Origin of the sequence: Candidatus Methylopumilus rimovensis (assembly GCF_006364615.1) — a bacterium.
In the GTDB taxonomy this organism is placed as follows: Bacteria; Pseudomonadota; Gammaproteobacteria; order Burkholderiales; family Methylophilaceae; genus Methylopumilus; species Methylopumilus rimovensis.
In genome coordinates this window covers 1129194-1149764 of sequence record NZ_CP040986.1, presented here as the reverse complement: position 1 = coordinate 1149764, position 20571 = coordinate 1129194, and the positions used below count along the sequence as shown (strand labels likewise).

30 protein-coding genes and 5 tRNA genes are annotated in these 20571 nt (G+C 36.9%); all 35 read left to right on the top strand.

Annotated features, from left to right (window positions below):
* Nucleotides 1-41 precede the first annotated feature (41 nt).
* The 35 genes from FIT61_RS06015 to rplL all read left to right on the top strand — a co-directional run bounded on the left by FIT61_RS06015 (nt 42) and on the right by rplL (nt 20479).
* Entirely contained in the window at nt 42-953 is a 912-nt protein-coding gene (locus FIT61_RS06015) for an ABC transporter ATP-binding protein (RefSeq protein WP_139873871.1), read from the top strand.
* Nucleotides 950-1726 (top strand): ABC transporter permease, encoded by a 777-nt coding sequence (locus FIT61_RS06010; protein WP_139873870.1) that lies wholly within the window; start codon nt 950-952, stop codon nt 1724-1726. Before FIT61_RS06015 ends, FIT61_RS06010 begins: the two co-directional genes overlap by 4 nt.
* Before the next feature lie 3 nt (nt 1727-1729).
* On the top strand, nt 1730-1972 hold the full coding sequence (locus tag FIT61_RS06005; protein ID WP_139873869.1) for a BolA family protein: 243 nt from the start codon (nt 1730-1732) through the stop codon (nt 1970-1972).
* Nucleotides 1973-1988: 16 nt separating this feature from the next.
* Entirely contained in the window at nt 1989-2300 is a 312-nt protein-coding gene (gene grxD, locus FIT61_RS06000; RefSeq protein ID WP_139873868.1) for a Grx4 family monothiol glutaredoxin, read from the top strand.
* Nucleotide 2301: 1 nt separating this feature from the next.
* Nucleotides 2302-3567, top strand: a complete 1266-nt coding sequence (murA, locus tag FIT61_RS05995; RefSeq protein ID WP_139883773.1) for a UDP-N-acetylglucosamine 1-carboxyvinyltransferase — start codon at nt 2302-2304, stop codon at nt 3565-3567.
* A 1-nt stretch (nt 3568) separates the two neighbouring features.
* Nucleotides 3569-4210 carry an ATP phosphoribosyltransferase gene (hisG, locus tag FIT61_RS05990; RefSeq protein ID WP_139883771.1) on the top strand — a complete coding sequence of 214 codons (642 nt, stop codon included), beginning with the start codon at nt 3569-3571 and terminating at the stop codon, nt 4208-4210.
* Nucleotides 4211-4221: 11 nt separating this feature from the next.
* Complete coding sequence (gene hisD, locus FIT61_RS05985; RefSeq protein WP_139883953.1) at nt 4222-5523, top strand: histidinol dehydrogenase; 1302 nt, start codon at nt 4222-4224, stop codon at nt 5521-5523.
* Complete coding sequence (hisC, locus tag FIT61_RS05980) at nt 5516-6580, top strand: histidinol-phosphate transaminase (RefSeq protein WP_139883769.1); 1065 nt, start codon at nt 5516-5518, stop codon at nt 6578-6580. The genes hisD and hisC overlap by 8 nt, the downstream gene beginning before the upstream one ends.
* A 64-nt stretch (nt 6581-6644) precedes the next feature.
* On the top strand, nt 6645-7235 hold the full coding sequence (gene hisB, locus FIT61_RS05975) for an imidazoleglycerol-phosphate dehydratase HisB (RefSeq protein WP_139883767.1): 591 nt from the start codon (nt 6645-6647) through the stop codon (nt 7233-7235).
* Between the two features lie 21 nt (nt 7236-7256).
* A complete protein-coding gene (gene hisH / locus FIT61_RS05970; RefSeq protein ID WP_187351791.1) occupies nt 7257-7889 on the top strand; it encodes an imidazole glycerol phosphate synthase subunit HisH in 633 nt (210 codons plus the stop codon).
* A 10-nt stretch (nt 7890-7899) separates the two neighbouring features.
* The gene (gene hisA, locus FIT61_RS05965) at nt 7900-8640 is read left to right on the top strand and encodes a 1-(5-phosphoribosyl)-5-[(5-phosphoribosylamino)methylideneamino]imidazole-4-carboxamide isomerase (RefSeq protein WP_139873862.1); all 741 of its coding nucleotides are present in this window, start codon (nt 7900-7902) and stop codon (nt 8638-8640) included.
* Entirely contained in the window at nt 8641-9411 is a 771-nt protein-coding gene (gene hisF / locus FIT61_RS05960; protein WP_139873861.1) for an imidazole glycerol phosphate synthase subunit HisF, read from the top strand.
* Nucleotides 9408-9794, top strand: a complete 387-nt coding sequence (gene hisI / locus FIT61_RS05955) for a phosphoribosyl-AMP cyclohydrolase (RefSeq protein WP_139873860.1) — start codon at nt 9408-9410, stop codon at nt 9792-9794. The genes hisF and hisI overlap by 4 nt, the downstream gene beginning before the upstream one ends.
* Nucleotides 9795-9799: 5 nt before the next feature.
* Complete coding sequence (locus tag FIT61_RS05950) at nt 9800-10126, top strand: phosphoribosyl-ATP diphosphatase (protein WP_139873859.1); 327 nt, start codon at nt 9800-9802, stop codon at nt 10124-10126.
* A 1-nt stretch (nt 10127) separates the two neighbouring features.
* Nucleotides 10128-10460: a histidine triad nucleotide-binding protein gene (locus FIT61_RS05945; RefSeq protein WP_187351790.1), complete on the top strand. Its 333-nt coding sequence runs from the start codon at nt 10128-10130 to the stop codon at nt 10458-10460.
* A 12-nt stretch (nt 10461-10472) separates the two neighbouring features.
* Nucleotides 10473-10670 (top strand): Sec-independent protein translocase subunit TatA, encoded by a 198-nt coding sequence (gene tatA, locus FIT61_RS05940; RefSeq protein ID WP_139873857.1) that lies wholly within the window; start codon nt 10473-10475, stop codon nt 10668-10670.
* Nucleotides 10671-10675: 5 nt separating this feature from the next.
* Nucleotides 10676-10897, top strand: coding sequence for a Sec-independent protein translocase protein TatB (tatB, locus tag FIT61_RS05935; RefSeq protein WP_139873856.1), 222 nt, complete (start codon nt 10676-10678; stop codon nt 10895-10897).
* The gene (tatC, locus tag FIT61_RS05930; protein WP_139883765.1) at nt 10897-11613 is read left to right on the top strand and encodes a twin-arginine translocase subunit TatC; all 717 of its coding nucleotides are present in this window, start codon (nt 10897-10899) and stop codon (nt 11611-11613) included. Before tatB ends, tatC begins: the two co-directional genes overlap by 1 nt.
* A gap of 124 nt (nt 11614-11737) precedes the next feature.
* Nucleotides 11738-12337 (top strand): ubiquinol-cytochrome c reductase iron-sulfur subunit, encoded by a 600-nt coding sequence (petA, locus tag FIT61_RS05925; protein WP_139873854.1) that lies wholly within the window; start codon nt 11738-11740, stop codon nt 12335-12337.
* 15 nt (nt 12338-12352) lie between these two features.
* A complete protein-coding gene (locus FIT61_RS05920) occupies nt 12353-13657 on the top strand; it encodes a cytochrome b (protein WP_139883763.1) in 1305 nt (434 codons plus the stop codon).
* Complete coding sequence (locus tag FIT61_RS05915) at nt 13654-14358, top strand: cytochrome c1 (protein ID WP_139883761.1); 705 nt, start codon at nt 13654-13656, stop codon at nt 14356-14358. Before FIT61_RS05920 ends, FIT61_RS05915 begins: the two co-directional genes overlap by 4 nt.
* A 2-nt stretch (nt 14359-14360) precedes the next feature.
* Nucleotides 14361-14960, top strand: a complete 600-nt coding sequence (locus tag FIT61_RS05910) for a glutathione S-transferase N-terminal domain-containing protein (protein ID WP_139873851.1) — start codon at nt 14361-14363, stop codon at nt 14958-14960.
* A 10-nt stretch (nt 14961-14970) separates the two neighbouring features.
* On the top strand, nt 14971-15357 hold the full coding sequence (locus FIT61_RS05905; protein WP_139873850.1) for a ClpXP protease specificity-enhancing factor: 387 nt from the start codon (nt 14971-14973) through the stop codon (nt 15355-15357).
* Between the two features lie 50 nt (nt 15358-15407).
* A tRNA-Thr gene (locus tag FIT61_RS05900) sits at nt 15408-15483 on the top strand.
* Nucleotides 15484-15569: 86 nt separating this feature from the next.
* Nucleotides 15570-15654: transfer RNA gene (locus FIT61_RS05895), tRNA-Tyr, on the top strand.
* Between the two features lie 49 nt (nt 15655-15703).
* Nucleotides 15704-15779: transfer RNA gene (locus FIT61_RS05890), tRNA-Gly, on the top strand.
* A gap of 22 nt (nt 15780-15801) precedes the next feature.
* Nucleotides 15802-15876, top strand: a tRNA-Thr gene (locus FIT61_RS05885).
* Nucleotides 15877-15919: 43 nt separating this feature from the next.
* Nucleotides 15920-17110: an elongation factor Tu gene (tuf, locus tag FIT61_RS05880; protein WP_139873840.1), complete on the top strand. Its 1191-nt coding sequence runs from the start codon at nt 15920-15922 to the stop codon at nt 17108-17110.
* Between the two features lie 23 nt (nt 17111-17133).
* Nucleotides 17134-17209 (top strand) — tRNA-Trp (locus tag FIT61_RS05875).
* Nucleotides 17210-17228: 19 nt separating this feature from the next.
* Nucleotides 17229-17573, top strand: a complete 345-nt coding sequence (gene secE, locus FIT61_RS05870; protein ID WP_139873849.1) for a preprotein translocase subunit SecE — start codon at nt 17229-17231, stop codon at nt 17571-17573.
* A 2-nt stretch (nt 17574-17575) separates the two neighbouring features.
* On the top strand, nt 17576-18112 hold the full coding sequence (gene nusG, locus FIT61_RS05865) for a transcription termination/antitermination protein NusG (RefSeq protein ID WP_139873848.1): 537 nt from the start codon (nt 17576-17578) through the stop codon (nt 18110-18112).
* Nucleotides 18113-18182: 70 nt separating this feature from the next.
* Nucleotides 18183-18614 carry a 50S ribosomal protein L11 gene (gene rplK / locus FIT61_RS05860; protein ID WP_139873847.1) on the top strand — a complete coding sequence of 144 codons (432 nt, stop codon included), beginning with the start codon at nt 18183-18185 and terminating at the stop codon, nt 18612-18614.
* 1 nt (nt 18615) lies between these two features.
* A complete protein-coding gene (gene rplA / locus FIT61_RS05855; protein WP_139873846.1) occupies nt 18616-19305 on the top strand; it encodes a 50S ribosomal protein L1 in 690 nt (229 codons plus the stop codon).
* Between the two features lie 230 nt (nt 19306-19535).
* Nucleotides 19536-20057 carry a 50S ribosomal protein L10 gene (rplJ, locus tag FIT61_RS05850; RefSeq protein ID WP_139873845.1) on the top strand — a complete coding sequence of 174 codons (522 nt, stop codon included), beginning with the start codon at nt 19536-19538 and terminating at the stop codon, nt 20055-20057.
* A 41-nt stretch (nt 20058-20098) separates the two neighbouring features.
* Nucleotides 20099-20479, top strand: coding sequence for a 50S ribosomal protein L7/L12 (rplL, locus tag FIT61_RS05845; RefSeq protein WP_139873844.1), 381 nt, complete (start codon nt 20099-20101; stop codon nt 20477-20479).
* Nucleotides 20480-20571 lie beyond the last annotated feature (92 nt).

The following is a 20571-nucleotide window of genomic DNA, read 5'->3' as shown; positions in this document are numbered from 1 at the left end:
ATTCTTAAGTTTCATTTAAGAAACTTGTTGCATTTATTCCAATGAAAAAAGCTATCGTATTTAAGAATGTTAAAAAGAACTTCGGTAAATTAGAAGCACTTAAAGGTATTGATCTCACAATAGAAGAGGGCGAATTTTTTGGGCTCTTAGGCCCTAATGGTGCTGGCAAATCAACTCTTATTAATATTCTGGCAGGACTTGCAAAACCTTCTTCAGGTTCAATTAAGGTGATGGGCTATGATGTCATTCAAGATTATCAATATGCAAGAAGATCGCTTGGTATTGTGCCTCAAGAATTAGTATTTGACCCTTTTTTTAATGTACGTGAAATGCTTCAATTCCAAGCAGGCTACTTTGGCAAAGGTCGCGAAAATGATGATTGGATTGATGAAGTCATAGAAGGACTTGATCTAAAAGATAAAGCCAATACAAATATGAGAATGCTTTCTGGTGGTATGAAAAGAAGAGCATTAATAGCGCAAGCTCTTGTGCATAAACCTCCAGTGATTGTTTTAGACGAGCCAACAGCAGGCGTGGATGTAGAACTTAGAAAAAGATTATGGCAGTTCATCAAAAAACTCAATCAAAAAGGCCATACGATTGTTTTGACTACACATTACCTAGAGGAAGCCGAAACTCTTTGCAGTCGAATTGCTATGATGGACCAAGGCAAAGTTGTTGCTTTAGATAAAACAAAAAACCTATTAAAACGATTCTCAGCAAAAAATTTAAATCTACGCTTAGACTTAAAAGGAAAAAAAATTCCTGCAAGTATTCAGAATCTTATGCAAAATTTAGATCATCACTCGATCAGTTTTTTAATTGAAGAAATAGCAGAAGTCGAATTTATTATAGGTGAATTAAAAAAATCAAAAATTAAAATATTGGATATGGATCTGACTAATTCCGACTTAGAAAATGTTTTTTTAAAGCTCACTGGAAGTAAAAAATGATAAATTTTAAAACTGAGTTTATAGGGACATGGACACTTCTTAAGAAAGAATTATTAAGATTTTGGCGTGTCGTTTTTCAGACGGTAGCCGCACCCGTGATCACTGCAGTCCTTTACTTGCTCATCTTTTCTCATGTCTTAGCAAATCATGTAAAAGTCTATGATAATGTTGAATACACCGCGTTTCTTATTCCAGGTCTAATCATGATGTCTTTATTGCAAAATGCTTTTGCAAATAGTTCATCAAGCCTTATTCAATCTAAAGTCATGGGAAATATTGTGTTTATATTATTAACACCTATTACTTACCTTCAATTTTTCTTAGCTTTCTTAATCGCTTCAATTGTGAGAGGTATTTTTGTCGGTGCTTGCATTTATTTATTCGCACTTTTGTATGTAGATTTGCCTATGTTGCACCCATGGATTATTTTTGGATTTGCGATGATTGGCGGTGCATTACTTGGCACATTTGGAATTATTGCAGGTATATGGGCACATCGATTTGATCAGATGGCAGCATTCCAAAACTTTGTGATTATGCCTCTATCTTTCCTATCAGGCGTGTTTTATTCAATTCATTCCTTGCCGCCTTTTTGGCAAAAGGTGTCTCAGCTCAACCCTTTCTTTTATATGATTGATGGTTTCCGGTACGGTTTTTTTGGGCAATCTGATGTAGCTCCATTATTAAGCCTTTCAATCGTAACCTTCTTTTTCATTGTGTTGGCTTCCATCACCTTAGGAATGCTAAAATCCGGCTATAAATTAAGAAGCTAAAAGATGACAGCTGACGATATTAGGCAATCGATTCTCGAAAAACTTGAATGTGAGTTTATAGAAATTTTAGGTGAGGATGGCACCCATTTTGAGGGCACGATTGTAAGTAGTTTATTTGAAGGATTAAATCGGGTTAAACAACATCAAATGGTATTTAATGCTTTAGGCGATAAGATGAAAAGTGAAATTCATGCTCTATCTATGAAGACTTATACACCACATGAATGGAATCAATTAAAAACGTAATATTGAGGAGTAAGGCATGAGTGCGCAAGAGAAGATTCAAAAAACGATTAATGAACACAATGTAGTTTTATACATGAAGGGAAGTCCTAAATTTCCTCAGTGCGGTTTTTCAAGTTTAGCAACTAAAATTTTAGATGCATGTGATACTGATTTTCATGCAATCGATGTACTTCAAGATCCAGAAATAAGAGAAGGCATCAAAGTGTTTGCAAATTGGCCAACCATTCCTCAGCTTTATATTCATGGAGAATTTATCGGTGGCGCCGACATCATGAAAGAGATGTATGAGACTGGAGAACTAGTAAAGTTATTAAAGGCTAATTCATAACTTGGATAAATTAGTTATTCAAGGACAATCGCCTCTTCACGGTGAACTTGAAATATCAGGCGCTAAAAATGCAGCCTTACCTATACTTATTGCCTCACTTCTTACTGAAGACACACTGTCATTAACTCATGTGCCTCAACTTCAAGACGTAAATACAACCAAATCTTTATTAAAGTATATGGGTGTAGATATTGAGTTCAAAAATGATTCGACTGAATTAACTGCAAAAGAAATTATCAATAAAAATGCACCTTATGAACGCGTAAAAACAATGCGCGCTTCTATTCTTGTATTAGGACCCTTACTTGCAAGATTTGGAGAGGCTCGAGTTTCATTACCGGGAGGCTGTGCTATTGGATCAAGACCTGTCGATATTCATATCAAAGGCCTACAAACGATGGGAGCAAAAATAGATATTCATAATGGTTATATTGAAGCTTCAACGAAACACTTACCGAAATCCAAGTTACAAGGTTGTAAATTTTATATGGATATTGTTACCGTCACAGGGACTGAGAATTTAATGATGGCGGCTTCATTGGCTAATGGAATTACCGTTTTGGAAAATGCTGCCAAAGAACCTGAAGTTTTAGATCTTGGGGAATGTTTAAATAAAATGGGCGCCAAAATACAAGGCTTAGGGACTGATGTGATTACAATTGAAGGAGTGGATTCACTGCATAAAGCAAGTCATGACGTGATCTTTGATAGAATTGAAGCAGGAACATATTTGGCTGCTGTTGCGATGACAGGTGGTGATGTACTTTTAAAAAATGTACAGCTCAAATGTTTAGATGCAATTACACAAAAATTAATTGAAACTGGCGTTAAAATTGAATCGCATGAAAATTCAATTCATATTAAAAGTGATGGAAAATTGAAAGCGGTAAATATAAGAACTGCACCTTATCCTGCTTTCCCAACAGATATGCAGGCACAAATGATGGCGTTAAATACCATTGCAGAAGGGGTATCAGAAGTTACCGAAACGATCTTTGAAAATCGTTTTATGCATGTGCAAGAGCTCATTCGTATGGGAGCACAAATAGACGTTAGAGGAAATACAGCAATTATTAGAGGCAAAGAATATTTGGAAGGGGCTTCTGTAATGGCAACAGATCTTAGAGCTTCTGCAAGTCTGGTTATTGCAAGTTTAGCAGCTAGAGGACAAACTACGATTGAGCGTATTTATCATCTTGATCGCGGATACGAAAAATTAGAAGATAAACTCAATCAACTAGGTGCCAATATTAAACGGATTCATTAAGATGAAAATTACAATCGCATTATCTAAAGGAAGAATATTTGAACAAACCATCCCTCTTTTAGAGGGTGTAGGCATTACTTGTAACGAAGATCCTGAAACTTCAAGAAAACTTATTTTAGATACCAATCACAAAGATATAAAACTTATTATTGTAAGAGCTACAGATGTGCCAACTTATGTTGAATATGGCGCAGCTGATATTGGTATTACAGGTAAAGACATTCTCGATGAATATATAGGAGAAGGACTGTACCAGCCGATTGATCTTAATATTGGTCGATGCAAAATGATGGTAGCAGCCAAAGAAGACTTTGATTATTTAGGCGCTATTCAAAAAGGTGTTCGCTTAAAGGTAGCGACAAAATATGTAAAAGTAGCTAAAGAACACTTCGCAAAAAAAGGTATGCATATTGATTTAATTAAGCTCTATGGCTCTATGGAATTGGCGCCTCTTGTAGGTCTAGCAGATGTGATCGTCGATTTAGTGAGTACAGGTAAAACTTTAAAAGCTAATAATCTTGTTGCAGTTGAAGATATTTCCGATATCAGTTCGCGATTAATTATCAATCAGGCATCTTTAAAATTAAAGAGAGAACTCTTGCAACCTATTCTTAGTCAATTTGAAAAAGCACTTAAAGCATAATCATACTTATGATTCAAATTAAAAAATTAAATACCCAAGATTCAAATTTTAAAGATCAGTTAAGTCAGCTCATTTTCTTTGAAGCTGAAGAAAATACTCAGATTGAAAAAACAGTCGCAGAAATTTTGAGTGACGTCAAAAAAAGAGGCGATCAAGCCGTAATTGAATATACAAAAAAATTTGATCACGTAGATTTTTCTCGCATGGAAGAGTTTGAAATTTCCAAAGAAGAATTAAATTTGGCTTTGAAAAGCCTTCCTCAAAAGTCAAGAGAAGCACTCGAAGAAGCTGCTAAAAGAGTATTTGATTATCACAATAAACAGCTCATGAGTTCATGGAGCTATACCGAAGATGACCAAACTTTGCTTGGTCAAAAAGTAACTTCATTAGATCGAGTTGGTTTATATGTTCCTGGAGGAAAAGCAGCATACCCATCTTCAGTACTAATGAATGCAATTCCAGCAAAAGTGGCAGGCGTTAAAGAAATTATTATGGTGGTCCCATCGCCTCATGGAGAGCGAAATCAATTGGTTTTGGCTGCCGCGGCGCTCGTTAAAGTGGACCGTGTATTTGCAATTGGAGGTGCTCAAGCAATCGGCGCACTTGCTTATGGCACACAAACCATACCTCAAGTGGACAAAATTGTAGGCCCTGGCAATGCTTATGTTGCAGAGGCTAAAAGAAGAGTATTCGGTGTGGTTGGTATTGATATGGTCGCAGGACCTTCAGAGATACTTATTATTGCAGATGAAAAATCGAATCCAGATTGGATTGCGATGGATTTATTTTCGCAGGCTGAGCATGATGAGCTAGCGCAGTCAATTTTAATCAGCCCAAGTGAATCGTTTTTAAATCAGGTTCAAGAGAGTATTGATAAATTAATTGAAACTATGCCGAGAAAAAAAATCATTGAGACTTCTTTGACAAATCGAGGTGCAATGATCAAAGTAAAAACATTAGAAGAAGCAGCCGAGATTTCAAATTTTATTTCACCTGAACATTTAGAGCTTTCAGTAGATGATCCAGATTCACTCGTTAACAATATTAAACATGCAGGCGCCATCTTTATGGGAAGAAATACATGTGAAGCTGTTGGCGATTATTGTGCTGGCCCGAATCACGTATTGCCAACATCAAGAACAGCAAGATTTTCTTCGCCGCTTGGTGTTTATGATTTTCAAAAGCGCTCAAGTCTAATTAAATTATCTAATCAAGGCGCTCACAAACTTGGAAAAATTGCCTCGGTCTTAGCTCATGGCGAAGGACTTCAAGCCCATGCTAAATCAGCGGAATATCGTATAGATAATGAGTAAATTCTGGAGCAAGGTTGTGCATGGCTTGACGCCGTACATTCCCGGCGAGCAACCTAAACTCAATAATCTTATTAAGTTAAATACCAATGAGAATCCTTATGGACCAAGCCCAAAGGTAATTGCAGCCATTCAAGAATTTGCAGATGACAATTTAAGGCTCTATCCAGATCCAAATTCAGAAGCGCTTAAGAAATCAATTGCAGATTATTTTAATGTTAAAGCTAACCAGGTTTTTGTGGGAAATGGTTCTGATGAAGTCTTAGCTATTGCATTTCAAGCACTTTTGAAACATCACGCGCCTATTTTATTCCCTGATATTACTTATAGCTTTTACCCAGTATATTGCAAACTCTACGAGATTGATTTTAAAACTATTCCCCTTAACGATTCATTTGAAATCGTATTAAATGACTATTTAATGCCTAATGGAGGCGTTATTTTTCCAAATCCAAATGCGCCAACGGGCATACCACTTACCTTAAAAAAGATTGAAGCATTTCTTGATAAAAATATTGATTCTGTAGTGATCGTAGATGAAGCGTATGTAGATTTTGGCACAGAGTCCGTTATTTCTCTTATAGAAAAATATAAAAATTTATTGGTCACACATTCATTTTCTAAATCGAGATCATTGGCAGGACTAAGACTTGGTTACGCTATAGGCCACCCAGATCTTATCGAAGCTTTAATTAGAGTAAAAGATAGCTTTAACTCTTATCCAATTGATCGATTAGGATTGATTGCCGGTATTGAATCCTTTAAAGATGATTCCTATTTTAAAAATACCTGCCATAAAGTTATTAAAACAAAATTAAATTTTATTGAAAAATTGAAAGCTCTTAATTTTTCAGTTCTTCCTTCAGGCGCCAATTTTGTTTTTGCTCAACACACCTCTCTTGATGGAAAAATCATCGTAAGCAAATTAAGAGATTACGGAATTGTAGTGAGGCGCTTTGATAATCCAATACGAATCTCTTCCTACATTCGATTCACAATTGGATCGGATGAAGAGATGCAAGTATTGCTTGAGACGTTAAAACTTATTCTAAGCACATGAAATAATTGATGTTAATTACATTTTTAATGAGTTAAAATATCTTATCTACTTTAAGTAAAAAAATATGACAAGATCAGCATCTGTTTCAAGAAATACAAATGAAACTAAAATTGAAGTAAGCATTAATCTTGATGGTCAGGGGAGTGCAAAACTCAATACTGGCATCGGCTTTTTAGATCATATGTTAGACCAGGTTGCTCGTCATGGAATGTTTGATCTAGAAGTTACAGCAAAAGGTGATCTTCATATTGATGCACATCATACTGTTGAAGATGTTGGTATTGTCCTTGGACAAGCCTTTAATAAAGCAATCGGAGATAAAAAAGGTATTACCAGGTATGGGTCAGCTATTATTCCTTTAGATGAGGCATTGTCTAGAGTTGTACTTGATATATCAGGTAGGCCTGGACTTGAATTTGATGTTGAATTTAAAAGGGCTGCTATAGGTGAATTTGATGTTGATTTAATACACGAATTTTTTCAAGGGTTCGTGAATCATGCAAATATTACGATGCACATCGATAATCTTAAAGGCGATAATGCTCATCATCAGGCAGAAACAATTTATAAAGCATTTGGAAGAGCCATTAAAATGGCTGTTTACATTGATCCAAAAATTTCTGGCGTAACCCCCTCAACCAAAGGCAGTCTATAAACCTTTTTCATCAAAATAATAATGATCGCTATCATTGATTATGGAATGGGAAATTTAAAGTCAGTATTTAATGCCTTTAAACAAGTCGCACCCGAAGCCGATATTAAAGTTACAAGTAATCCTACCGATATTAAACAAGCACATCATGTAGTTTTTCCTGGCCAAGGCGCTATGCCTGACTGCATAAGAGAGCTTGATGAAAGAAATTTAAGATCCTCTGTGATTGAGGCAGCAAAAACAAAACCTTTTTTAGGGATATGCATTGGTTTGCAAATGTTGTTTGATAAAAGCGAAGAAGGTAATGTTGATGGCTTAGGATTGCTGGGAGGCACTATTAAGCGATTTAATAATCAGAATACAGCAGATGAAAGTGGCCATAAGCTAAAAATTCCTCATATGGGATGGAATGAAGTGTCACAGACAAATCATCATCCTTTATGGAAAAACATTAATAATAACGATCGATTTTATTTTGTTCATAGTTATTATTTAGAATCTAATGATAAAAATATTGTGTCAGCTGAAACTTCATATGCGCAAAAATTTTGTTGTGCTATTGCTAAAGAAAATATTTTTGCAGTGCAATTTCATCCAGAAAAAAGTTCGATAGCTGGCTTACAACTTATCAAAAACTTTGTTCAATGGTCAGTATAGGTTTTAGTTTATGTTAATCATTCCAGCAATTGATTTGAAAGATGGTAAGTGCGTTAGGCTCAAACAAGGCTTAATGGAGGAATCAACAATCTTTTCAGAAAATCCTGGAGAAGTTGCGAAGCAATGGAAAGACCTTGGAGCTCGAAGATTGCATCTAGTTGACCTAAACGGCGCTTTTGCAGGCAAACCAGTGAATGAATCTGCAATTAAAGCTATTGTTAAAGAAGTGGATGGTGCGATTCCGATTCAATTAGGCGGCGGCATTCGCAATCTCGATACCGTTGAAAAATATCTTAATAACGGTGTGGACTACATCATCATAGGAACAGCCGCGGTTAAAAATCCTGGTTTTCTTCACGAAGCTTGTTATGCATTCCCTGGGCAAATCATTGTGGGACTTGATGCAAAAGAAGGGGAAGTAGCTATTGATGGATGGGCCAAATTAACCGGACACAATGTGATTGAGCTCGCAAAGAAATTTGAAGGTTATGGTGTTGAAGCTATCATTTATACAGATATTGGACGTGATGGCATGTTAAATGGATTGAATATTGAAGCAACTGAAAAATTAGCTGAGGCACTCACTATCCCTGTGATTGCTAGTGGCGGAGTAACGAATCTAGATGATATTAAAAATTTATGTTCAATCGCATATTCGGGTGTCAGTGGAGCAATTACAGGTAGAGCTATATACGAGGGAACGCTTGATTTTAAAGCAGCACAAGCACTCGCAGATGAGCTTATCAAATAAATGTCACTCGCTAAAAGAATTATCCCTTGTCTAGATGTGACTGATGGCAGAGTTGTTAAAGGAATTAATTTTCTAGAATTAAAAGATGCAGGCGATCCTGTAGAAGTCGCAAAAAAATATAATGAGCAAGGTGCGGATGAGTTAGCTTTTTTAGATATCACTGCAAGTTCAGATAATCGAGGTTTAATACTTCACATCATTGAAAATGTTGCTAAAGAAGTTTTTATACCGCTCACTGTAGGCGGTGGCGTTCGAACTCCCGAGGACGTAAGAAATTTACTTAATGCAGGCGCTGACAAAGTCAGTATTAATACCTCTGCAATTGTTAATCCAGATATTGTTTATCAAACTTCATCTCGGTTTGGATCTCAGTGCATTGTGGTCGCAATTGATGCAAAGTTAACGGTAGACGAGAATAAGTCTTTTTGGCAAGTATTTACTCATGGGGGAAGAAATGCCACCGGATTAGATGCAGTTGAATGGGCAGCGAAAATGGCTTCATTGGGAGCAGGTGAATTACTCATTACAAGCATGGATCGAGACGGAACAAAAAAAGGCTTTGATCTCGAATTGATTAAGGCAATATCTGATAAAGTGGATGTGCCTATTATTGCTTCCGGAGGTGTTGGTGATCTTCAGCATCTTGTAGATGGTGTAAAAATAGGGGGAGCCGATGCGGTCTTAGCGGCCAGTATATTTCATTTTGGAGAGTATACGATTAATGAAGCTAAAGCGTTTATGAAATCTAATCACATCGAGATTCGTCAATGAGTTGGATACATTCCATTAAATGGGATAAAGATGGGCTTGTGCCAGTAATTGCCCAAGACTATAGAACAAATAAAGTTCTTATGTTTGCATGGATGAATCAAGAAGCATTAGAGCTCACACAAAAAAACAAAAAAGCTTTTTATTGGTCAAGATCTAGAAAAAAAATTTGGGAAAAAGGCGAGGAATCTGGACACCTGCAAAATGTTCATGAAATAAGACTTGATTGCGATGGTGATGTCATCTTGCTTAAAATTGAGCAAATTGAAAACATTGCTTGTCATACAGGCCGTGAAACTTGTTTTTATCAAAAGTTGGATGATAAAGGTATGTGGGTAACTGATTATCCCGTTATGAAAGAACCTAAAGATATATATAAGAAATAATCAATATGAATGCGATTTTAAAAAAACTCACCGAAACGCTTGAGGCTAGAAAAAAAGATGATCCTAGTAAATCATATACAGCCTCTTTATATCGTGATGGATTGGAAGCTATTTTAAAAAAAGTGAATGAAGAAGCTTTTGAAACAATCATTGCTGCGCGACAAGGAGACAACAAAGAGCTTGTCCATGAAGTTGCTGATTTATGGTTTCATACTTTAGTATTAATGGCGCATAAAAATTTAAGTGCAGAAGATATTTTGAATGAGCTTTCAAGGAGAGAAGGCACCTCAGGTATTGAAGAGAAAGAAAGTCGGGCCTGGAAAGCCAAATAATATGAACTGCATCTTTTGTAAAATTATTGAGGGTTCGATACCTAGCAAAAAAATATTTGAGAATGATGAATTAATTGCCTTTCATGATATACACCCGATCGACAAAGTTCATTTTCTAATCACACCTAAAAAACATATTGAAAATTTAATATCTTGTAACGAAGCTGACAAAGAAATCATATCGAATATGCTTCTCTTGGCGCCCAAATTAGCAAAAGAACAGGGATTGCAAGGCTTTCGCACAATGATTAATTCTGGCGCCGAAGGTGGCCAAGAAGTTTTTCATATGCATTTCCATGTCTATGGCGGAAGTTCAAAACTAGCAAAAATTTAAGAGGGAGTTAATATGGGATTTTCAAGCATCACACATTGGTTAATAGTTTTATTGATAGTTTTTTTAATATTTGGTACAAGCAAATTGAGAAATATTGGAAGTGATTTAGGAGCGGCTGTTAAAAATTTTAAAGATGCAGTCAAAAATGAAAATACATCTAAAGTTAAAACAGCGCGTCGTGGAGTATCAAAAACTCGCGTTAAAAAATAAGTTTTATGTTTGATGTTTCTTTTTCGGAGTTAGTTGTTATCTTTTTTGTAGCACTTATGGTGATTGGGCCAGAAAAGCTGCCTAAAGTAGCTAAGGTTTTAGGTAAGCTGACTGGAAAAGCACAAAATTATATTAGTAAACTCAAAGAAGAAATTGAACGAGAAGAAAAGTTTAAAGAGCTTCAAAAAATTCAGCGTGAAATTAAAAAAAAGTCGATTAAATCTTAGTGACCCATTTTAAGCCTTTTATTCAGCAACTCATTGAATTAAGAAACACTCTTTTTAGAAGTGCGATCGGTTTTATTGTCATTTTTGTATGTTTAAGTTTTTACGCAAATGATATTTATAGTTTTTTTTCAGCGCCACTCATAGAGAAATTAACAGATGGCAATAAGTTAGTGAGCACGGGCCTCACTTCAACTTTTTTAGTGCCAATTAAAATTACAGCTTTTATTTCTTTTTTACTCTCACTTCCTTTTGTTTTTTATCAATTTTGGTGTTTTATTTCTCCAGGCCTTTATAAAAAAGAAAAGAAATTAATTTTATTTTCATTCGTAAGCGGCTTCATATTATTTTTTGTAGGAATGTCCTTCGCTTATTATCTAATTTTCCCAATTGTATTTAATTTCTTTATTTTGATGACACCTTTAAATGTGAGCTTGATGATTGATATTTCAAACTATCTAGATCTCATTTTATCTTTGCTTATTTCGTTTGGATTGGCATTCGAGGTGCCTGTGATTATTCTGATATTGGTGACCTTAGGATGGGTAAAAGTAAAAACATTAGAAGAGGTAAGGCCTTATATGATCGTTATTGCATTTGTTATTGGCGCTATTTTAACTCCGCCTGATGTGATCTCACAATTTTGCCTAGCTATTCCATTATGGCTTTTATATGAATTAGGGCTATTTGTATCCAAACGAATTAACTTAAAGGCTTGATAAGCGGTAATTTAGCACTGCTCCTATTTAGATTTCGAATGAAATTTTGTATAATGAAGCAACTTTCGCAAAGTTAAATTCTCTCAATTATATTAATTTCATAAAAGCATACTTACACAAGATCATGGCAAATCATCAAGACGATAAAATAGATAAAAAGAAAAGAAGTTTTTTAATTGCAGCTACCACTGTAACTGGCGCGATTGGTGCCGGAGCGATAACTGTTCCTTTTTTATCAAGTATGACACCAAGTGAGCGCGCTAAAGCAGCTGGAGCGCCTGTTGAAGTTGATGTAAGCAAAATTGAAGCGGGAGCTATGATTACAACTGAATGGAGAGGTCAGCCAGTTTGGATTATTAATCGCTCTAAAGCAATGTTAGATAGTTTGAAAAAAAACGACTCTAATCTCTCTGATCCCAATCTTGATGTAATTTCTCAGCAGCCAAGTTATTGCAAGAATGCGACAAGATCTCTAAAGCCTAATTTACTTGTCTTAGTTGGTATTTGTACTCACTTAGGTTGTTCACCGACTGCTAAATTACAAACCCAAGGTGACATGGGTGAAAATTGGAATGGTGGATTTTTCTGTCCATGCCATGGTTCTAAATTTGATTTGGCAGGTCGAGTATATAAAGGCTCTCCAGCCCCAATTAATCTTGTAGTCCCCCCACATAAATATATTAATGAAAACACTCTCTTGATTGGCGAAGACAATAAAGGATAAGGCTGACTTAAAAGTATGAAAACAGAAATCAAAACAAAAAAAACTAAAGGTGGATTAATGGCATGGATAGACGAAAGATTTCCATTGTCATCTTTAATTACTAATCATCTAACAGAATATTACGCACCTAAAAACTTTAATTTTTGGTATTTCTTTGGAGCACTTGCTCTATTAACTCTAGTACTTCAATTGATTACAGGCCTTCTGTTGACTATGCATTATAAGCCAGATGCAGAATTGGCATTTGGATCAGTTGAGTACATCATGAGAGATGTTTCATTCGGATGGCTAATAAGATATATGCACTCTACGGGTGCGTCTTTATTCTTTGTTGTTATTTATCTTCATATGTTTAAAGCTTTAATTTATGGATCCTATAAAAATCCTAGAGAGCTACTATGGCTTTTTGGTGTCGCTATTTTTCTATGTTTGATGGGCGAAGCTTTTTTTGGATATCTATTGCCTTGGGGGCAAATGTCATACTGGGGTGCTCAAGTTATCGTGAATCTTTTTTCAGCAATTCCATTTGTAGGCCCAGATTTATCTGAATGGTTAAGAGGAGATTATTTAGTATCGGATGCAACATTAAATCGTTTCTTTGCATTTCATGTGATTGCTCTTCCTTTGGCGCTTTGTGGATTGGTATTTTTACATCTTGTGGCTCTCCATGAGGTTGGTTCAAACAATCCGGATGGCATCGAAATTAAAAAGAGTCTTGATAAAAAAACAAATATTCCACTGGATGGCATTCCATTTCACCCTTATTACACAGTTAAGGATTTAATCGGTGTTTCAGTATTTCTGATTGTCTTTGCACTTATTGTTTTTTACTTGCCAGAAATGGGAGGCTACTTTTTAGAAGCAAATAATTTTATTCCTGCTGATCCACTAAAAACGCCTGCTCATATTGCACCTGTTTGGTATTTCACGCCATATTATTCAATTCTTCGAGCTGTTCCACCTGTATTGAATTCTCAATTTCCAGGCGTTGCTGCTATGGGATTATCTGTGCTCGCATTTGCATTTTTACCTTGGCTAGATAGAAGCAAAGTTAAATCGATTCGTTACAAAGGCAATTTGTTTAAACGATGGATTGCATTATTTGTTGTGAGCTTCTTTGTCCTTGGATACTTAGGTACGGTGCCATCTAACGTTTGGGGCCAATTCTCCAATGCAATTCCACTGATTGGCGGTGTTGATAAAGCCACAGTAGTTGCTCGAATTTTTACAATGACTTATTTCTTATTTTTTGCACTGATGCCTTATTACAGTAAAAAAGATAAAACAAAACCAGTTCCTTCAAGGGTCAGTTACAAATGAAAATTTTAACTAAATTATTTTTAATAATTATTTTTGTTTATTCAAGCGTTGGATTTGCGAATGAGCATCTCATATTAGATAAAGCACCTATCGATTTAAATGATCAAGCTTCTCTTCAAAGAGGAGCAAAAACATTTATCAATTATTGTTTGAATTGCCATAGTGCAAATTACATGAGATACAACCGTTTAAAAGATATCGGCTTATCTGATAACTTGATTAAAGAGAATTTACTTTTCACAGCAGAAAAAGTTGGCGAGCCTATGAAAATTGCAATGACTAAAAAAGATGCAAAGGATTGGTTTGGTGCAAACCCACCTGACCTTTCTGTTGAAGTAAGAGCAAGAGGTGCGGACTGGATATATAGTTACTTAAGAGGATATTATCGTGACTCATCTAGACCGACTGGATGGAATAATACTGTTTTTGATAAAACAGCAATGCCTCATATTTTATGGAAATTACAGGGTGATCAAAAGTTAAATGAAGAGCATCATACTTTGGAGCTCGTTAAACCAGGCACGCTTTCAGTAAAAGAATATGATGCGCTTGTAGGGGATCTTGTAAATTACCTTACATTCATGTCAGAGCCATCAAAGCTAAAAAGACTCCATATGGGGTATTATGTTTTGTTATTCCTCGGATTGTTATTAGTTTTAACAATCAATCTCAAGAAAGAATTTTGGAAAGATATTAAATAATTATGATGAAATTATATTCAGGTTCGATTGATCCTTTTAGCCATCGCTGCAGAATTGTTTTATTTGAAAAGGGTATGGATTTCGAGGTTGTTGATGTTGATTTAGCAAATAAACCGGAAGATTTAGCTATATTAAGTCCGCACAACTCCGTTCCAGTATTAGTGGAAAGAGATCTCGTATTAACTGACGCTAATATTATTAATGAATATATTGACGAACGCTTCCCTCATCCTCAGCTTATGCCAGCCGATCCAGTTATGAGAGCGCGTGCACGTTTATTTTTAAGTGATTTTGAAAAACAATTATTTGTCCATATCCCAGCTTTAGAATCAACGGATGAATCAGCTAAAGAGATTGCAAGAAAACATGTGCGCGATAATTTACTTTTGATTGTCCCTATTTTTTCTAAACAACAACATTTATTGAGCGATGAATTTTCAATGTTAGATGTTGCAATTGCTCCTTTATTATGGCGTTTAGGTCATTACGGTATTGAGCTTCCAAATCAAGCAGCGCCATTACTTAAGTATGCAGAGAAATTATTTTCAAGACCGCTTTATGCTGACGCAATGACTCCTTCAGAAAAAGCGATGAGAAAATAATTTAGTATCAATGGCAAAATCAGCTTCGACCAAACCTTATCTTGTAAGGGCGATATATGAATGGTGTGTTGCTGAGCAATACACGCCTTACTTGCTTGTAAAAATAGATCAAAATACCCTAGCACCCAGAGCTTTTATTAAAGATGGAAAAATTCTTCTTAACTTAAGCCCTGAATCTATTAAAGACTTGTTAATGGGAGATGAGGCAATTACCTTTACAGCAAGGTTTAATGGTGCGCCTGAAAATTTATATTTGCCGATTTCGGCTGTTGAGGGCATTTATGCCAAAGAAAACGGCGAAGGATTGTTCTTTGAAGTGAAAGAAGATCAAGAAATAGACTCAAAAGAGACAAAAAAATCACCCAATAAACCTAAATTAACCCTAGTTAAGAGCTAAAAAACTAGTTCAAATTTAAATAAATTGGTATAGTAGCGCCTCCTGATAACGCCGGATTAGCTCAGTTGGTAGAGCAGCGCACTTGTAATGCGAAGGTCGTCAGTTCGATTCCGACATCCGGCACCATCTTATTTTGTATTTATTCCCTTTCTATAAGTCCCTCATTAGTTTGACAAAAGTCTAAAAAACCAACATAATTTAGGGTTCGGTTTGGAGGGGTGGCCGAGTGGTTAAAGGCGACGGACTGTAAATCCGTTCTCTCTGAGTACGAAGGTTCGAATCCTTCCCCCTCCACCATGAGTAAAAGCCTCTTTAGAGGCGACGTGGAGATTAGATCCATGGGTGTGCGGGTGTAGCTCAGCTGGTAGAGCATTAGTTTTCCAAACTAAATGTCGCGAGTTCGAACCTCGTCGCCCGCTCCAGATATTTTGAGAATTTGGACACGCCCATGTGGCTCAGTGGTAGAGCACTCCCTTGGTAAGGGAGAGGTCGCGGGTCCGATTCCCGCCATGGGCACCAGTAGATTATTTTGAAGAATGTAATTAATTAAGGATATAACATTATGGCAAAAGGCAAATTTGAACGTACCAAACCCCATGTGAACGTCGGCACAATTGGTCACGTTGACCATGGTAAGACAACACTGACAGCGGCAATCACAACGATTCTTGCTAAGAAATTTGGTGGAGAAGCTAAAGCTTACGATCAAATTGATGCGGCGCCAGAAGAAAAAGCACGCGGTATTACAATTAATACAGCACACGTAGAATACGAAACAGCGAATCGCCACTATGCGCACGTTGACTGCCCAGGCCATGCTGACTATGTTAAAAATATGATTACAGGTGCAGCGCAGATGGACGGCGCAATCCTAGTATGTTCAGCAGCTGACGGCCCAATGCCTCAAACACGTGAACATATCCTTTTAGCTCGCCAAGTGGGCGTGCCTTACATTGTGGTCTTCTTAAACAAAGCAGACATGGTGGATGACAAAGAATTATTAGAACTCGTTGAAATGGAAGTGCGTGACCTTTTAACGAAGTATGACTTCCCAGGCGACAAAACACCGATCGTGATGGGTTCTGCAAAATTAGCACTCGAAGGTGACCAATCTGAAATTGGTGAACCATCAATCTTTAAATTAGCTGAAGCACTTGATAGCTACATCCCAACACCAGAGCGTGCAATCGACGGTGCATTCTTAATGCCAGTTGAAGACGTATTCTCAATCTCAGGTCGCGGTACTGTTGTGACAGGTCGTATTGAGCGCGGTATTGTTAAAGTGGGTGATGAAATTGAAATCGTAGGTATCAAACCTACACTTAAAACAACATGTACAGGCGTTGAAATGTTCCGTAAGTTACTTGACCAAGGTCAAGCAGGTGACAACGTAGGTGTGTTGTTACGTGGTACAAAACGTGAAGAAGTTGAACGTGGTCAAGTATTAGCTAAATCAGGTTCAATCACACCACATACAAAATTCACTGCAGAGATCTATGTGCTTGGTAAAGATGAAGGTGGTCGTCATACACCATTCTTCAATGGTTACCGTCCACAGTTCTACTTCAGAACAACAGACGTCACAGGCGCTGTTGATTTACCAGCAGGCACAGAAATGGTGATGCCAGGTGACAACGTGTCAATTACAGTAACACTCATTGCACCAATCGCGATGGAAGAAGGCTTACGCTTTGCGATTCGTGAAGGTGGCCGCACAGTAGGTGCTGGTGTTGTTGCTAAGGTGATTGAATAGTTTTAGAGATAAATTTTATATTTAGGCCAGTAGCTCAATTGGTAGAGTATCGGTCTCCAAAACCGAGGGTTGGGGGTTCGAGACCCTCCTGGCCTGCCATTAAAAGAAAGAAGTATTAATGACGGATAAGTTAAAAATTGTTTTTTCATTCTTACTTTTTGTAGCAGGAATAGTTGGGTTTTATCTATTAAGTGATCAAGCCTTAGTATTAAGAATACTAACAATTCTTGTTGGACTTGCATTAGCAAGTCTAGTTTTTTGGAAAACGGCTCTTGGTCAAAAGACATTTGGATTTATTAATGAATCCATTGTTGAAGCTAAAAGGGTTGTATGGCCAACAAGAAAAGAAACAATACAAATGACAATTACTGTATTTATTCTTGTTGCTGTGATGGCAGTTTTCCTGGCATTAGTAGATATAAGTTTTTCATACATGATTAATTGGTTATTGGGACGGGGTTAGTAATGACGATGCGTTGGTATGCTGTCCAAGCTTTTTCTGGATATGAAAAGTTAGTTCAAAAAGGACTTTCTGAAAGAATTGAGCGATCAAATCTTCAGAATCTTTTTGGCGATATTTTGGTACCTGTAGAAGAGGTTATTGAAATGAAGGCTGGCCAAAAAACATTAAGCGAAAGAAAACTATACCCAGGTTATGTTCTCGTTCAAATGGAAATGAATGACGAGAGTTGGCATCTAGTTAAAAGCACGCCGAAGGTAACAGCATTTATTGGTGGAAGTGCACTAAAACCAACACCAATTAAAGATAAAGAAGTAGAAATTATTTTACAGCGCATGGACGAAAGCAAAACTAATCCAACGCAAAAACTTACATTCGAAAAAGGTGAATCGATTCGCGTTATTGACGGACCATTTAAAGAGTTCTCAGGAACGATTGAAGATATCAATTACGAAAAAAGCAAACTTAAAGTATCAGTGGTTATTTTTGGTAGAGCAACGCCAGTTGAGCTTGAGTTTGGCCAAGTAGAAAAAGAAGTTTAGTAGTACAGCAGTAAAAATTAACTAGGGAGCTTTTTTAAAAAAGCGCTTGTACCTAATTTAGGAGAATGAAATGGCAAAGAAAATCGTTGGCTATATAAAGCTACAAATCCCAGCCGGCAAAGCTAACCCGAGTCCACCAGTGGGACCTGCGTTAGGTCAAAGAGGCTTAAACATTATGGAGTTTTGTAAAGCATTTAATGCTGCTACACAAACTTTTGAACCCGGATTACCTATCCCTGTGGTGATTACCGCTTTCGCAGACAAGAGCTTTACTTTTGTTATGAAAACGCCACCTGCATCAATTCTAATTAAGAAAGCAGCGAAATTAGAAAAAGGTTCACCAAGACCGCATACAGATAAAGTTGGAAAAATTACTAGAGCGCAAGCTGAAGAAATTGCTAAAACAAAAATGGCAGATCTTACAGCGGCTGATATGGATGCTGCAGTGCGAACAATCGCAGGTAGCGCACGAAGCATGGGTATAGAAGTGGAGGGTGTATAAGATGCCATTAAATAAAAGAATTACAACATTAAGATCTAAAGTTGACCGTGATAAATCTTATCCCGCGCAAGAAGGTCTTCAACTTGTTAAAGAAACAGCAACAGCAAAATTTGATGAATCAGTAGATGCAGTTATCAATCTAGGTATTGATGCTAAAAAATCTGATCAACTTATTCGTGGTGCATTGGTACTTCCAAACGGTACAGGCAAAACAACACGTGTTGCAGTATTTGCTCAAGGCGCTGCAGCCGAAGCTGCAAAAGCAGCAGGTGCAGATATTGTTGGATTTGATGATCTCGCTGAAAAAATTAAAGGCGGCATGATGGATTTTGACGTAGTAATTGCAACGCCAGATGCTATGAAAGTTGTAGGAGCATTAGGACAAGTATTAGGCCCAAGAGGTTTAATGCCAAATCCAAAAGTGGGCACGGTAACCCCGGATACAGCTGCAGCAGTTAAAAATGCAAAAGGTGGGCAAGTTCAATATAGAACTGACAAGGGCGGTATCGTGCATTGCACTATTGGCCGAGCATCATTTTCTGTTGATCAATTAAAAGGTAATTTAGCAGCATTAATTGATGCAATTAATAAAGCTAAACCACCAACAACAAAAGGTATTTTTGTAAAAAAATTATCGGTTTCTAGCACGATGGGTGCTGGTGTAAGAATCGATTCAGCAAGTTTAGTGTAAAGAATTAAAAGAAAGCGAAAGCTTTTTTTAAAAAGAACTTTGGGTTCACTGATATAAAAATATCAGTGAAGCTTTCAAAGACCGTAGGTGCTAACAAGTCTAATTCTAGTGATCTTTTGCTAGAGCCTACGCAGATGGCGGTACCCCCTGAAGGATAGCATCCTGATAGAGGTCGCCGTAATGTTGGTATTAAGTTTACTTAATACTTAATTTAACGGAAGGAGAAGACCTTGAGTCTTAATCTTGAACAAAAAAAGGCAGTGGTTGCTGAAGTTAATAAGCAAATCGCGGGCGCTCAAGCGGTTGTTTTAGCTGAAAACCGAGGTATCGGTGTAAGCGAAATGACAGCATTACGAGTTCAAGCCAGAAAATCAGGAGTTTATCTTCGCGTCTTAAAGAACACATTAGTTCGAAGAGCCGTAGATGGAACTGCATTCTCTGACTTAGCCAATGAAATGGTAGGTCCAATAGTTTATGGCATCTCAACTGATCCGGTTGCTGTTGCTAAAGTACTAAATGAATTTGCCAAATCAAACGATAAGTTTGTTATTAAATCAGGAGCAATGCCTAACAAGGTAATGAGCGCTTCAAATATTGAAGCATTAGCATCATTACCAAGTCGTGAAGAATTACTCGCAAAATTATTGGGAACAATGCAAGCACCGATTGCGAAATTTGTTCGTACGCTTAATGAGGTACCAACAAAATTTGTGCGTGGTTTAGCAGCAGTTCGCGATCAAAAACCCGCGTAATTTTTAAACGATTAATTTAAATTTTTTATTAGGAGTATTAAATGGCTATCTCTAAAGCTGAAATTTTAGATGCAGTAAGTGCAATGTCAGTTCTCGACTTGTCAGAACTTATTAAAGATATGGAAGAAAAATTTGGTGTTTCAGCTGCTGCAGCTGCTGTTGCTGTTGCTGCTGCGCCTGCTGCTGCTGGCGGCGCTGCTGCTGCAGAAAAAACTGAGTTTACAGTAATGTTGAATGCTTCAGGCGACAACAAAGTAAACGTAATTAAAGCTGTTCGCGAAATTACAGGTCTTGGCTTAAAAGAAGCTAAAGATTTAGTAGATGGCGCACCTAAGCCAATTAAAGAAGGTGTTGCAAAAGCTGCAGCTGATGAAGCACTAGCTAAATTAAAAGAAGCTGGCGCTACAGCAGAACTTAAGTAATGCTAATTAGCATGGCTGACAGCTTGCTGTCAGCCTTTGCTATTTTTTGTTTTAGTTAATTAATAGGTTAAAACTTATAAAAATTTATAAAA

Bases quoted from the DNA above. Each gene is read 5' to 3' on its own strand.
- secE (WP_139873849.1), top strand. From the start codon at position 17,229: ATGACGGATAAGTTAAAAATTGTTTTTTCATTCTTACTTTTTGTAGCA.
- FIT61_RS05910 (WP_139873851.1), top strand. From the start codon at position 14,361: ATGATGAAATTATATTCAGGTTCGATTGATCCTTTTAGCCATCGCTGC.
- nusG (WP_139873848.1), top strand. From the start codon at position 17,576: ATGACGATGCGTTGGTATGCTGTCCAAGCTTTTTCTGGATATGAAAAG.
- grxD (WP_139873868.1), top strand. From the start codon at position 1,989: ATGAGTGCGCAAGAGAAGATTCAAAAAACGATTAATGAACACAATGTA.
- rplK (WP_139873847.1), top strand. From the start codon at position 18,183: ATGGCAAAGAAAATCGTTGGCTATATAAAGCTACAAATCCCAGCCGGC.
- rplL (WP_139873844.1), top strand. From the start codon at position 20,099: ATGGCTATCTCTAAAGCTGAAATTTTAGATGCAGTAAGTGCAATGTCA.
- FIT61_RS05905 (WP_139873850.1), top strand. From the start codon at position 14,971: ATGGCAAAATCAGCTTCGACCAAACCTTATCTTGTAAGGGCGATATAT.
- FIT61_RS05915 (WP_139883761.1), top strand. From the start codon at position 13,654: ATGAAAATTTTAACTAAATTATTTTTAATAATTATTTTTGTTTATTCA.
- FIT61_RS05950 (WP_139873859.1), top strand. From the start codon at position 9,800: ATGAATGCGATTTTAAAAAAACTCACCGAAACGCTTGAGGCTAGAAAA.
- hisA (WP_139873862.1), top strand. From the start codon at position 7,900: ATGTTAATCATTCCAGCAATTGATTTGAAAGATGGTAAGTGCGTTAGG.
- hisB (WP_139883767.1), top strand. From the start codon at position 6,645: ATGACAAGATCAGCATCTGTTTCAAGAAATACAAATGAAACTAAAATT.
- FIT61_RS06015 (WP_139873871.1), top strand. From the start codon at position 42: ATGAAAAAAGCTATCGTATTTAAGAATGTTAAAAAGAACTTCGGTAAA.
- tatB (WP_139873856.1), top strand. From the start codon at position 10,676: ATGTTTGATGTTTCTTTTTCGGAGTTAGTTGTTATCTTTTTTGTAGCA.
- FIT61_RS05945 (WP_187351790.1), top strand. From the start codon at position 10,128: ATGAACTGCATCTTTTGTAAAATTATTGAGGGTTCGATACCTAGCAAA.
- hisG (WP_139883771.1), top strand. From the start codon at position 3,569: ATGAAAATTACAATCGCATTATCTAAAGGAAGAATATTTGAACAAACC.
- hisC (WP_139883769.1), top strand. From the start codon at position 5,516: ATGAGTAAATTCTGGAGCAAGGTTGTGCATGGCTTGACGCCGTACATT.
- hisF (WP_139873861.1), top strand. From the start codon at position 8,641: ATGTCACTCGCTAAAAGAATTATCCCTTGTCTAGATGTGACTGATGGC.
- FIT61_RS05920 (WP_139883763.1), top strand. From the start codon at position 12,353: ATGAAAACAGAAATCAAAACAAAAAAAACTAAAGGTGGATTAATGGCA.
- rplA (WP_139873846.1), top strand. From the start codon at position 18,616: ATGCCATTAAATAAAAGAATTACAACATTAAGATCTAAAGTTGACCGT.
- FIT61_RS06005 (WP_139873869.1), top strand. From the start codon at position 1,730: ATGACAGCTGACGATATTAGGCAATCGATTCTCGAAAAACTTGAATGT.
- FIT61_RS06010 (WP_139873870.1), top strand. From the start codon at position 950: ATGATAAATTTTAAAACTGAGTTTATAGGGACATGGACACTTCTTAAG.
- tatA (WP_139873857.1), top strand. From the start codon at position 10,473: ATGGGATTTTCAAGCATCACACATTGGTTAATAGTTTTATTGATAGTT.
- petA (WP_139873854.1), top strand. From the start codon at position 11,738: ATGGCAAATCATCAAGACGATAAAATAGATAAAAAGAAAAGAAGTTTT.
- hisH (WP_187351791.1), top strand. From the start codon at position 7,257: ATGATCGCTATCATTGATTATGGAATGGGAAATTTAAAGTCAGTATTT.
- tuf (WP_139873840.1), top strand. From the start codon at position 15,920: ATGGCAAAAGGCAAATTTGAACGTACCAAACCCCATGTGAACGTCGGC.
- hisI (WP_139873860.1), top strand. From the start codon at position 9,408: ATGAGTTGGATACATTCCATTAAATGGGATAAAGATGGGCTTGTGCCA.